11 protein-coding genes are annotated in these 11,885 nt (G+C 56.3%); 6 read left to right on the forward strand and 5 right to left on the reverse strand.

Annotated elements, in window-relative coordinates; translation table 11 throughout:
* Positions 1-70: 70 nt before the first annotated feature.
* The 4 genes from Q7U76_11080 to Q7U76_11095 all read right to left on the reverse strand — a co-directional run bounded on the left by Q7U76_11080 (position 71) and on the right by Q7U76_11095 (position 3,734).
* Positions 71-946 (reverse strand): SHOCT domain-containing protein, encoded by an 876-nt coding sequence (locus Q7U76_11080; GenBank protein ID MDO8356921.1) that lies wholly within the window; start codon positions 944-946, stop codon positions 71-73.
* 408 nt (positions 947-1,354) lie between these two features.
* Positions 1,355-2,125, reverse strand: a complete 771-nt coding sequence (locus tag Q7U76_11085) for a response regulator (GenBank protein MDO8356922.1) — start codon at positions 2,123-2,125, stop codon at positions 1,355-1,357.
* 374 nt (positions 2,126-2,499) lie between these two features.
* Positions 2,500-3,138 carry a DUF1566 domain-containing protein gene (locus tag Q7U76_11090; protein MDO8356923.1) on the reverse strand — a complete coding sequence of 213 codons (639 nt, stop codon included), beginning with the start codon at positions 3,136-3,138 and terminating at the stop codon, positions 2,500-2,502.
* 128 nt (positions 3,139-3,266) lie between these two features.
* Positions 3,267-3,734: a HEAT repeat domain-containing protein gene (locus Q7U76_11095; GenBank protein ID MDO8356924.1), complete on the reverse strand. Its 468-nt coding sequence runs from the start codon at positions 3,732-3,734 to the stop codon at positions 3,267-3,269.
* A gap of 871 nt (positions 3,735-4,605) precedes the next feature.
* On the opposite strand from Q7U76_11095, the gene Q7U76_11100 reads away from it, so the two are divergent.
* Both Q7U76_11100 and Q7U76_11105 read left to right on the forward strand, forming a co-directional pair.
* Entirely contained in the window at positions 4,606-5,325 is a 720-nt protein-coding gene (locus Q7U76_11100) for a Crp/Fnr family transcriptional regulator (protein MDO8356925.1), read from the forward strand.
* A gap of 222 nt (positions 5,326-5,547) precedes the next feature.
* On the forward strand, positions 5,548-6,201 hold the full coding sequence (locus tag Q7U76_11105; protein MDO8356926.1) for a hypothetical protein: 654 nt from the start codon (positions 5,548-5,550) through the stop codon (positions 6,199-6,201).
* A gap of 128 nt (positions 6,202-6,329) precedes the next feature.
* On the opposite strand, the gene Q7U76_11110 is transcribed toward Q7U76_11105, so the two are convergent.
* Positions 6,330-6,875, reverse strand: a complete 546-nt coding sequence (locus tag Q7U76_11110; GenBank protein ID MDO8356927.1) for a GNAT family protein — start codon at positions 6,873-6,875, stop codon at positions 6,330-6,332.
* A gap of 135 nt (positions 6,876-7,010) precedes the next feature.
* Here Q7U76_11110 and Q7U76_11115 point away from each other — a divergent pair, with 135 nt between their 5' ends.
* From Q7U76_11115 to galE, 4 genes are all read left to right on the forward strand, one after another.
* A complete protein-coding gene (locus tag Q7U76_11115) occupies positions 7,011-8,192 on the forward strand; it encodes an NnrS family protein (GenBank protein ID MDO8356928.1) in 1,182 nt (393 codons plus the stop codon).
* 48 nt (positions 8,193-8,240) lie between these two features.
* Positions 8,241-9,068: a class I SAM-dependent methyltransferase gene (locus Q7U76_11120; protein ID MDO8356929.1), complete on the forward strand. Its 828-nt coding sequence runs from the start codon at positions 8,241-8,243 to the stop codon at positions 9,066-9,068.
* 129 nt (positions 9,069-9,197) lie between these two features.
* On the forward strand, positions 9,198-10,562 hold the full coding sequence (locus Q7U76_11125; protein ID MDO8356930.1) for a DUF3422 family protein: 1,365 nt from the start codon (positions 9,198-9,200) through the stop codon (positions 10,560-10,562).
* Positions 10,563-10,783: 221 nt separating this feature from the next.
* A complete protein-coding gene (gene galE, locus Q7U76_11130; GenBank protein ID MDO8356931.1) occupies positions 10,784-11,803 on the forward strand; it encodes a UDP-glucose 4-epimerase GalE in 1,020 nt (339 codons plus the stop codon).
* Positions 11,804-11,885: the final 82 nt, after the last annotated feature.

The following is an 11,885-nucleotide window of genomic DNA, read 5'->3' on the forward strand; positions in this document are numbered from 1 at the left end:
GACCCTACGCGAAGTGCGTTGAAGCTAGGCAGTCGGATGGCGCACAGAGTGTGGCGCGTCGCCGCGTGAATTAGAATTGTTCGAGCAACTGTTGCTTCTTCGCTCGGTATTCTTCTTCCGTGATGAGCCCTTGCGTATACAGCCGTTTCAGCGTCTGGAGTCGTTCCTCGATGGGCGTGGGTGGAGAAACGGTCCCCGGAGTGGGCGCTGGCGATTGATTCACGGTTGAGATTTCCTGGGCGCCTGTCTTCGTGACAGGCTGGCCCGAGGGGAGTGCGTGATAGACAATTGCGAGATGAAGGGGGCTCGAGGTGAACAGGCTCAGTGCGGACTTGGGTGCTCGGACGATCGTCTGTTGGGTGCCTGCGATGAGACTGTACGAAGAGTCACTGTCAGGGTGAAGCGGCTGCTCCCACAGTAATTGGTGCATGTTGGACATGGTGACGCTCACCCGATAGTTGGCCAAGACGAAATGCAGGTCAGGGCCATCCAGATACCATCCGCCAGTGGTTAGTTTGCTGAGCCCTCGTGACCTCTCTGGATTGAGCCCAAACACGACCCATTCGTTGGGTTGAGCTTGGGCAAACGCTTTGCTCAAGGTCACGCTGAGGTAGTCGATCTCCTCTTCGGTGAAGACCGACAGGATTGGCTCTTGTGGGTCGGATGCAAAGAGCCGTTCGGCCTGATGCTGGATGTGGAGTTCCTTGAGGATGGATGTCCAGTCTGCAGGGGGCAACAGGAAGGGATGGGTGAACGTGCGGGAGCTCACCGGGCGATCGGCGGAGGTGACGGCTTGTAATCGGACGAAGCGGTCCGCCTCCTCACATTGTCCACATGCAATCCTGGTTGCCGACGCCGCGATGGCGTCGGCTCCGCCTGTCAGTAACAATGTCGCTACGATCAGACATACACCGACAGAGACTTGCTTATTCTGTGACGACTGCATCAAGGTCCTTTCCCTTCAGTCGAACTCTTGGCGTCGTTTTGTTACTCGCGCCAGCTCGTGGGGCTCTCCTGCCTGAATGCGCGAAGTCTAACGCAATGAGCCTGATCTGACCAAGAAAATCTTAGCCAAGGAATTGGATTCATGCTGTTCCTGCCGCACATCGGATCTTCTTCGCAAAGAGGATGTAGCCCTGAACGTCATGAGTGAGAGGAGCGGGGACGGCCCGTCGGTCTCACCGACTCGGCCACGTGCAATATTGTCACAGCTGACATCGCGCGTGTATCGTGATTGTGCCAGGAGGGAGAGCGGACATGAACAGTGACCGGTCCGAAACACTGCTTTCTTGATGGATCAGGGTGGTTGAGCGTATTCGGCTGGAACGTGATCGCAGGAATCGATAGGGTCGGGCTACGGAGCCACAGAGTTTGTACGGCTCTCCAATTGTTGCCGGATAACGGCAATCATCTTTTCGTGGCTGAACGGTTTGAGGAGAAATGGCACATCGCTCAGGTCGATGCCATTGTTGGCGAGTGATGCCTTGGAATTGGTCGACATCATGATCGTACGGAGTTCCTTGCGCGTGGCCGTGAGACCCATCGCCAGGGTGTGGCCGTGCACCCTGGCGCAAGCGATTTTCTCCGCCCTTACCTGAAAAGCTGGCGGCTGCAACATTACATCGACCAATGCAATGTGAATATCCCCCACATGGGTCGTACAGATCGCCATGGCCTCCGTACTCCCCGAGGCCTCTATCACCTTGAATCCGTCTCGTGCCAGCATTATGGCGCAGAGGTGGCGCATGGCTGGATCATCGTCAACGACCAGGATTGTGTATGGAACCGCCTGAGGATTGAGAGGCGCCTGTGGTATCGACGTGGTCTCGTCTTCGAGGGTGTCCAGGGTCAAATCATTGAGGCGAAGTTGGTCGTTGTGCGGCAACTGAATGAATTCGACGCCGAACGAGGTGCCGTTGGTCCAGCGCACTCGCGCCAGGGTCACATTCACCGGTTGAGCTGAATCGAGCAGGTAGATGCGAAGGGTCAGATAGTTGCCAGGGGCGAGGACCTGAGTACTCTCCACGCTACATCCCGTGACATTCAAGTCAGTGGAGTGGCCTTCGCCGTTGACCTCATGGCCGGAGGCTCCTCCTTCGAATTCGACACGGACACGGATAAGCACGCGGGCCTTCCGAGATTGTATTTTTGGGGAGTCCATCGTCTGGGATTCAAGATCCTTTTTGGTCGGGACACATCGAGTGTGTGACGTCTAGCAATAATGGGTACGTACAGTTACGTCATGCCACGTTCTCTAATCGGTGCGGTCAGTTAAACGCTAAAGGCTCCAAGCACGTATAGTACGTATCGCACTGGGCACCGTCGGCCTCAGTCTATATGTTCGCCGTATTATGGGGCTGAGGAGGGGTAAATCCAAGGGAAACGTAAGATATTGCAGTCGCAGCCATGCACTCGAGGGCCAGAGGCAGTGGAATGATAGTCGAGGGGGCAGGGGGCATGCGCCCCTGCCCCCTCAGAGATAGATCCAATGACAATTTTTCAGTATGCAGATTCTTGTATCGAACCGCGGACACACCAGAGGTAGTTCCCCGTGGATTTACTGCTGAGACCTACGAAGCCATCCTGGAAGTTTATGGCAAACTTGGTAGTAGAGCTCTCCGCATTTGACGTCGCCGACCAGTAGGGAGCCAGATGGACGCCTGTAAATACGCCTGGGACGAAGGGTGGCGGCAACGACGGGTCGATCAAGCTTGCCAACTCCACCACCGAGGGGAGCCGCCACCCTCTTGTACCTCCGACGTTCTTGTCGACACATTGGAGGCGGGCATCGCTCCAGGTGGGCCCTGGCGTGAGCATGGCCGGTGATTGCTCCCAGACCAGTCCGGTATTATTGTCCCTTACCGCTGCACCTCCAAAGTCTGTCAAGACGGTAAAACGCGACGCTGATGGATTGTGAGTGTCCCACCGCATCGTATGATTGCCAGCTCCACCTCCGCCACTATTATTGAGCTTTGCCAGGATCTCGTTAAGCTTGGCCAGTATTTGTTTGAAGGGATTCTGATAGCTGTGTGCGTCTGCAGGCGTGACGCCCTCGCCGTAATTCGACAGGACAAGGCCTCCGATGAGAATCACCGCTCCAAACCCACTCAACCATCTACTTCCTCTAGGTTGCATCATGTTGTTCCTCCTCCTTGGTGATATTGCGGTTGCACCGACTGACCGACTCTGGCCCACGCACCTCTCGTGAAGCGTTTGATCTCTTCCCACTTCTCTATGCATCTATTCCCGTACCACTCTATCCCGCCTTACTTCTCCACCTCGGGCTCTCCCTGCTGCTCGGCCTCCCAGTTCTGTTCGATGATCGCCATCGCTTTCGTCCGTACGCCGTCGTCTTCGTCGTCCAGCGCGACAATCAACGGTTCCAGAGGTGCCTGGGATCCCTGCTGTGCCAACTTATCCAGAGCAAGGAGTCGCACGGAGGCGTCCGGATCTTCCAGTGCCTGCGCGATCCAGACAGGCATGATCAGCTGTTCAGGCTGTGGCGGCTCTTCTTGCGCTGTCGGTGCTGGCGCGAGGGTCAACGTGGGAGGCGCGTGGAGAGCCACGGAGATCGGCAATGGAGCTGGTCGCACGATCGGTTGCGGCTGTGACCACATGCTCACGCTGGCGCGGGGCGCTTGATTCGTGGTGTGCTCAGATGCAGCCGGCCCGCAACCCCATAGCCCGGCGATGAGCACCGGGCTCAGGAGCCATGCCAGATGTGGAAGCGGCACGAGTGAACATGGTGGCGATAGATGCCTGCCCGTGGTTATTCCTCGCCCCACGATAATTGCTCCCTTCATCGTTCCCCTCCACACTGTTCGGACGTTCTCGTTACGAACCTCCTGATGTCGCAATCGCCGTGCCATCGTGCGAGGATTCGTTCTCTTTAATACTCACGATAATCCAGGGGCTTGACGTTTTGGTGCCATAAATTGTCTGGCGATTGTCCCTGTCTGACCGGTCCTGTGCCGGAAATTGGAGGTGACGCTGCCAAAGAGGTACGCTCCTATGCTGGTGAAGCAGGAGGCTAGGATGCGTACAATCTCCTAAATTAATAAACTGATGCTAGTTGAGTGAACTGTCTAGAGTCATTATTTGCGTCACGCGGGGCAGGTTCCGTAAATATCATCAAGAAATCTGTGAGTGGTGGATCGGACGAGAAGTTAGGCAGACACATGCTCCCTCCAGGATGTATCGCTCCATGAACATGATGCAGAATCAAGTCCGCCAGCAGAAGACAATCGTCGCTCGTCTCTTACAAGTGAGGAAAACAGTGCCTACGAACGACGAGGGCGGCTTGTCGCATATGCCGTTTTGGGAGGTGTTGGAGCGAAGAGACTTGCTCTTGTGCGCAGCTTCGTTCGCTGCCACATTTCAACGAGTGACCTGGGGTGAACGCACAGGGGTATATTGTCTGTATTGTCGGGATTCTAAATGCGCTGCGAATGAGTGTCAGGTGATGATGCGCGACCTGCGGAGTGATGGTGAAGAGAAAGGGGTCTGGCGTTATTGTCTTACGTGGTAGACCTCGTGTCTGGGCGTGAAGACATCTGGTTATTTAATCCGTCGATTCTGTACAATAGTTTGAGCCTGAGGGAAATCATGATTCACACGGCGATGAATTTGGGCGACCATCGGTATTGCACCGCGTTGTCGAGCTGTTTTCGGGGCAAGCTCTGCGATCAACTCATGAACCGGCCTGGACGGCTTGTGGCGAAGGGGCAGCCGGTCTACGGACTTGGCGATCCGGCGCAAAGTGTGTTCTTCCTTCGGCAGGGCTTAGTGAAGCTCACCTCCATGACCGAGGATGGGCGCGAGTCGATCTTGCGCCTGCATCAGGTCGGCGATGTCTTCGGCGACCTTTGTCATTGCACGGGCGAGCGGCGTGAACAAGCGGTTGCGATGGAGGATTGCGACATTGTCGAGTTGAACTTCGACGAATTTATTGCTCACCTCCAGGGTAATCGTCCGGCGTTTCTGCTGTTTCTTTCCAATGTGGCGCAACAACTCTCCTCGGCCTATGAGCAGATCCAAACGCTGTCGTTCAGCAGCACGATGGAGCGGCTGGTTCGGACCTTGAGCAGATTGGCCGATGAGTTCGGTGTTCCAGAGGGCGAGTGGATCAAGCTGACCCATTATTTTCGCCAAGACGACCTTGCGCAGATGATCGGTGCGCGCCGTGAAGTCGTGTCGACCTTGCTGAATCAATTGCGTGATGAGGGGCTCATCACCTATGTACGTAAGGATGGACTGCTGTTACGTCGAGCCGGCCTCGACGGCTACCTGCTATCCTCCGGAAAATCCTCTGCCAGTCTCAAATAATCCGGTCGCACGGCCTTTTTCTTCTCCAATGTTATCCCGCTAACTGACAGTTCTGCTCCCGTTCCCTATCCTTACCCATCGTTGCTACGGTCGGTTGTGACTGACCGAATCGGTTCATCCTGTTCGGAGGAGGTGGTCGATGCGGTAGGGATATCGGTTCTCTGTGTTGTCATCTGAGTGAAAGGCCTTGCAGTGTCAATTTTGAACAAAGGAGTCTGTGCCATGCGTCATACATTTCGTGCCTTGCCGCTCTTCGTCCTGCTGTTATCCCCGATTGCCTGCGCGCACAGTGCCGATTCGCTCGTGACTGCTGCACCCAAGGTGGCTCAGGCCAGCCCTGTGAAGGTGGCGGAAACCAAGATGGTCCTTCGTGACCTCTGGTTGGGCCATGTCCTCTCGATCCGTAATGTGGCGGTGGCGACGATGGATAAGAATCCGTCTGCGCGCGAGTCGGCCGAGAAAGGCGTCGTGGCGAATGCGCAACAGATTGCCGGCTCCATCGAGCCATTTTATGGCAAACCGGCGTCCGATAAGTTGTTCGCCCTGTTGGCGGAACATTACGGTGCCATCCGCGATCATTTAGACGCGACCGTCGCCGGTAACGCCAGCCAGCAAGAGGCGGCGGTGAAACATCTCACGGCCAATGCCGCGGAGATCTCGACGTTCTTGAGTGGCGCCAATCCGAACTGGCAGAAGGATGCCGTCATGGGTCTGCTGACGGCACATGCCGCGCACCACATCCAGCAGTTTCAACAGTTGAAGGAAAGCGATTACACGCATGAGCGTGACACCTGGACTGGCATGAAGTCACATATTTATGTGGTGGCCGATACCCTGACCAGCGGATTGGCCGCGCAGTTCCCGAACAAGTTCTAATCGGTATCCGAGGGGCTGTTCTCTCTCCGATCTCAATCGGAGGCCGGGCTTTGCTGGCCGGGTGGCGGAGTTACCGCGCCCGGCTGGCGAGGTCTGCTGTTTCTATTTCCGAGTATGGGATGGGGCTGTCAGCGTTGATGGAAGTCCTGTTCAAGCATCGCGTACAGTTCAACCTCCACAAATTCACCGAAACGCCTGTAATGTTCCCGCATCCTGCCTTCGTATGTCATGCCGACTTTCTGAAGCACCCGGCCTGATGCCGGGTTGTTCGAGAAGTGTGGGGCATAGATCCGGTGCAGCGCTCGCTGGGTGAACCCGTAGGCGAGCACCGCCTGTACCGCTTCCGTCGCATATCCGTGATTCCAATAGGGCAGGCCAAGCCAATAGCTCATGCGTGCATGCTGGTGCTCGGCAACGATAGCCAATCCGATCGACCCGATCAGGATCTCCTGCGTGAGGAGCACGATCGCAAAGTTGACGAGCGTATTGGCGTCGAATTCCTCCTGCTGGCTCGCGATCCATTGCTCGGCGGTGCCATCGGGATAGGGATGGGGGAGGAACGTGCCGGCCGCGACCTCTTTCACTCCGGCCAGCCGTTGTACCTCTGGCGCATCGCGCAACTGAAATTGTCTGAGCAAGAGCCGTTCAGTTCTGAGGGTAGGGAAGGGGGCCATGGTCGTGATGAAACCACAGACAGGGTAGGCCTGACAATCATGTCTGGAAAATCCTCTGTCAGTAGCTGATGGCAGTTGATCGGGCTCCTGACAACACGTAGACTACCGCGATTTTCAGGGATGCTTCTTCTTGCTATGACTGACCAGACGAACGACCGATCACAGTATCAAGGGCCCGCGTTCTTTTCGTACGGATTCAGACCGTTCTTTCTGAGTGCGGCGCTGTTTGCCGGACTGGCGGTCCCGGCTTGGATCGTCATTCTTATGGGAGTTCCTGATCCGGAGCTCCTCTCTGCTGTGCGGGACTGGCACGTGCATGAGATGGTCTTTGGTTTTCTGCCTGCGGTGATCACAGGCTTCTTGCTCACGGCCATTCCCAACTGGACCGACCGTACGCCGATCAGAGGGAGCGAACTGTTGTCGTTGTGGGCCTTGTGGTTGGCCGGACGGGTGGTGATGGCCGTTCCGTTTCTTTCGCCGCTGTTGTCCTCAATCATTGATGGGGCGTTCCTGGTCGTCGTGGCGGGGCTGGCCTGGCGAGAGATCATCGCAGGGAAGAGTTGGCCTCAAGCACCGATCGGAGCGCTCGTCAGCCTCTATGCTTGCGCCAACGTCTTGTTTCATATCTGGACGTTAAGCAGCGCCGAAACGGACCCTGCCGAGCGAATGGGCCTTGCACTGGTTCTGATACTGCTATCGCTCATCGGTGGGCGCGTCACCCCCAATTTCACTCGAGACTTTCTTGCCGAGCAGGGTAGGGCCGAACAACCGGCGCCCTTCTCGCGTTTTGATGGACTGTCGGTTGTGCTCGTAGGGATTGCTGCTCTGTTCTGGATTGTTCAGCCGCAAGCCCTGGTGACAGGCTGGTTGTGGGTGGCAGCCGGGTTGCTCAATCTGGTTCGCCTCTTGCGCTGGTACGGATGGCTGACCTGGCGTGAGCCCTTGGTGCTGACCCTACATGTGGGCTTTGCCTGGGTGGTGTTAGCGTTGTTGGTCATGGGAGGCGCCATTCTTGGTGTAGGCCTGCCCATAACAGATGCGATACATGCGCTCACGACCGGCGCCGTGGGTGCAATGACCCTGGCAGTGATGACTCGCGCCAGCCTGGGCCATACGGGACGCCCCAAGCATGCGGGGCCCCTGACGGCCTGCATCTACCTCTTGGTCAATATCGGTGCGTTGTTGCGGGTCTTCGGGCCGTCCCTCGACTCCTCCCACTTTGTGCTTGGACTCGCCGCGATGAGTTGGAGCAGCGCCTACCTGCTCTTTGCCCTCATCTATGGTCCGTTCCTTCTCCGTCCAAGCCTCGACGATTGACCGACGATTTCAACATCCTGCGAACCCACATTGAGGATTGGGAGACCTATGTCACAGATAGATTTTACGGAAAAATTAGCTGAGGGGTTTGGGGCCTACAATACAAAGGTCGGTCAATGGTGGGTGGATCAGACGCGCAATGCGGCGCATGCGGCTGCGTATACGAATATTGCGAGCCTGGTGGCCAAGTGCGCAAAAAAGGAGAGCGGTCTGATCATCGATTACGGATGTGGCTCCGGCCTCCTGATGAAACAGCTCGTCGATCTGCTTCCGGCCTGGGACTTCCTTGGCATCGATGGTTCGAAATTGATGCTGCGTGAGGCGGAGGCCTGGGCTCGTACCACACGAAAGGGCCGCCCCGTACCCATCGAATTTCGCCGCGCACAGCTGCCGGACTTCTCCGTGAGCAGACCAAAGGCCGACATCATTGCCTTCACCTTTCCCAATATCGTGGCAGTCCCCAGCGAGCGTCGTCAGTTTGAAGCGCTCTTCCCCAAAGATAGGGCCCTCGCTGGTCTGTTAGCGATGAAACAGGAAGGGGAGGTGGAGGATGTCGAAAATCTCTACGACTCCCTGTTCATGAGCCGCGTGGTGTCGAGAAATCTGCGCCTCCTATTACGAAAGGGAGGCCTCTGTGTGCGCGCGGACTATAGTCAAGCCGGGAGGCGGGACTTGAAGCGCTTCGACCAATTGTCGACCAAGTTCGAGGAAGGGTCGCTGAACGCGAAACAGTCTCATTTGCAGCCGCAAAAGTTCTTCACATTGCTCTCGTCGGTCTATTACCCGTCGGCAGTCATTCTGGATGTGTATGAGCAGACCAAGGATCCAGACTATCTTGAGGGCGGTTATCTGGTCAGTATCTTGAAAGCGATGTAGGTAGAGGAATTCCAGCTGTTCCATCGTGCCTGATGCATCGGTTCCGGCTGACAATCGGTTGACAGGACAGTTGCAAGACAGTAGCCTGGCAAAACGTTCTCTTTGTCGTTCACTCTGAAGGATTGTCGTATGATTGAGCCGAATACTAGCGAGCTGATACGGAAGCTGCATGAGCGGCCACAGATGCCGTTGGCTGACTGGCTGCAAGCCCCTGCGCACGTCCATTACAAAGCCTTTCGCATGACCGACCCCCCGGTGCAGCGGCCTGCGAGTCGTGCCGAGTTCACGTCTCTCCTGGAGGCTTTTGCGGTCTCCGCGGATGCGATGGTCCTTCATGACACATTCGGGTATGGCGTGAAGACAGCGACGTTAGGCGATCGGCTCATTGTGATCTGGCAAGCGCACACCGAATACTATAGTTATCAAATCTGGCATATTCCTTCTCCCCAGGCTGCGAGGATTTCGTTCGGCCCGATGACCTTTCCCGACTATCGGTTTCCGATTACGCCGCTCGGTGCAGAAGTCTGCCGTCTGGATATCGTGCTCATGGCTGAAACGTTGCCCAGCAGCGAAACGTTGCGCCCGCTGTTTCCAGGCCCGGTTCTCTATGGCAGCCGGATTCTCGATGAGGAGACCGCGCTGGTGACCAGTTTCACGCCGGACGAATATGGGCGGGAACATTATTGGGTCAGTGTGGGATCAGCGAGGGCAACCAGATCTCACCTCAAAGATATCGTCGATGCGATTGTCAGGATCGAAACCTATTATCACTTGCTGCTCATGCAAAAGCCCTTGAGCTCGGCTGCCATCGATCAGACGCATAAGTTTGAACAGGTGCATTTGAAGCAGAGGGAAATTATCTCTGAACATATCGGCCATGCCGATTCCCTGACGCTCCAGCGCTGGCTCAATGCGCTGACGAAAGATTTGTTGAAGACCACCAGGTTGTCTGGCAAGTTGCATTTCGAATTATCCGCCTCTGTGCCCTACGATAAGATTGTCCACCGGACGTTGGCGTCGCTCGACGAACGGCTCCTTCCCTCGTACCGCCCGATGTCCGACTATGTGCTGAGTGGGGTGACCGGGGTGGCGGAGGGGTATCAGCAACTCCTGAAGCGCATCGACACCCTACGCAGCGGGTTTGAAGGCATTATTTCCATCATTCGAGCCCGCGTCGATCTCATGCTTCAAGCCCAGAATTTGACCCTCTTGGTCAGCGTCGACAAGACCACGAAGAGCCAGGCGATCCTCCAACATACGGTGGAAGGCTTGTCGGTCATTGTGATCGCCTATTATCTCAGCGGCCTGATGGGCTATCTCTTCAAGGGACTGCAAGAGATGGGGTGGCTTCGCAATGCGCATATTGCCTCAGCTTTGTTTGTGCCCCTCGCGATCGGGCTCGCCTTTTTGATCACGACGCTCAGCAGAAAGCATCTCCACAAGAAACTCTCGGGTGAACCCACAGCTCCAACAGTCGAGAAGCCACAGGCCTGAATACGAGAACAGCACGTGCAGGCTTGGCAACTGTCAGGTAACCGCGCCGTTCATGCTGGTTCCTGGTTTCTTCCCCAGCATCTTCTGCATGAGGCTGACCGGCCAGCATGCTAAACATCGTCTCAATCTTTGAGTGAGGAGGGTGAGCAGAATGCCGGTCATTTCTTGACGCGCTTGATGTGTCTGATAGGCTGCAGTCATCTCTCACTGGGCAGGCCATTATGATTTTTGTTACAGGCGGCGCCGGTTATATCGGGTCCCATACCTGCGTGGAACTGCTCGACGCAGGTTGTGATATCACAGTATTCGATAATTTCTCGAATAGCCATCCCGAAGCGTTGGCGCGAGTGGAACGGATCACGGGAAAGACACTGCGCCTGGTACAGGGCGACATCCGCGACCGTGCCGCGTTAGTGACAGCTTTGAAGAAAAGTGGAGCCAATGCGGTGATCCATTTTGCCGGTCTCAAGGCTGTGGGGGAGTCGGTCACACAGCCGCTGACCTACTATGATAACAACGTGGTCGGCACCCTGCGCCTGTTAGAGGCGATGGATGAATGTGGCGTGAAGACTCTCGTCTTTAGTTCCTCTGCCACCGTCTATGGCGACCCGATCCGGTTGCCGCTTACCGAAGACCATCCGCTCTCCGCCACGAATCCCTATGGCCGCACGAAGCTGATGATTGAGGAGATTTTGCGGGATCTGCATCGCAGCGATACGTCCTGGAAACTGGCCATTTTGCGCTATTTCAATCCGGTGGGCGCACATGCCAGCGGCTTGATCGGAGAAGACTCGCAGGGCATCCCCAATAATTTAATGCCTTTCGTGGCCCAAGTGGCAGTCGGTCGACTCGCCAGTCTCAATGTGTGGGGAAATGATTATTCCACTCCCGACGGGACCGGTGTGCGGGATTACATTCATGTGGTGGATCTGGCCCTGGGCCACCTCAAGGCCCTCAAGGCGCTTGAGCGTCTAGAGACGAAGACCGACTGTCTGACGGTGAATCTTGGCACTGGTACGGGCTATAGCGTGCTGGATATCGTGCAGGCGTTCGAGAGCGCAAGCGGGCGGCCAGTCCCCTATACGATCGCGCCTCGGCGGCCCGGAGATATTGCGTCCTGTTATGCCGACTCCCAGCGGGCATTTGAGTTATTAGGCTGGCGAGCCGAACGTGGGCTTGGTGCGATGTGTGCCGATGCCTGGCGCTGGCAGAGTGGTAATCCGGCTGGGTTCAAGAGCTGATCCTAATCAGCCGTCACGTCGTTCTCTGCCTTCAATTCCCTTCAACTTACCGTGGGACTCGCGGTATCAACAATACAGTCGT

Source organism: Nitrospirota bacterium, from assembly GCA_030645475.1.
Classification (GTDB): Bacteria; Nitrospirota; Nitrospiria; order Nitrospirales; family Nitrospiraceae; genus Palsa-1315.

Bases quoted from the DNA above. Each gene is read 5' to 3' on its own strand.
- Q7U76_11105 (MDO8356926.1), top strand. From the start codon at position 5,548: ATGCGTCATACATTTCGTGCCTTGCCGCTCTTCGTCCTGCTGTTATCC.
- Q7U76_11115 (MDO8356928.1), top strand. From the start codon at position 7,011: ATGACTGACCAGACGAACGACCGATCACAGTATCAAGGGCCCGCGTTC.
- Q7U76_11100 (MDO8356925.1), top strand. From the start codon at position 4,606: ATGATTCACACGGCGATGAATTTGGGCGACCATCGGTATTGCACCGCG.
- Q7U76_11125 (MDO8356930.1), top strand. From the start codon at position 9,198: ATGATTGAGCCGAATACTAGCGAGCTGATACGGAAGCTGCATGAGCGG.
- Q7U76_11110 (MDO8356927.1), bottom strand. From the start codon at position 6,875: ATGGCCCCCTTCCCTACCCTCAGAACTGAACGGCTCTTGCTCAGACAA.
- Q7U76_11120 (MDO8356929.1), top strand. From the start codon at position 8,241: ATGTCACAGATAGATTTTACGGAAAAATTAGCTGAGGGGTTTGGGGCC.
- Q7U76_11090 (MDO8356923.1), bottom strand. From the start codon at position 3,138: ATGATGCAACCTAGAGGAAGTAGATGGTTGAGTGGGTTTGGAGCGGTG.
- Q7U76_11080 (MDO8356921.1), bottom strand. From the start codon at position 946: ATGCAGTCGTCACAGAATAAGCAAGTCTCTGTCGGTGTATGTCTGATC.
- galE (MDO8356931.1), top strand. From the start codon at position 10,784: ATGATTTTTGTTACAGGCGGCGCCGGTTATATCGGGTCCCATACCTGC.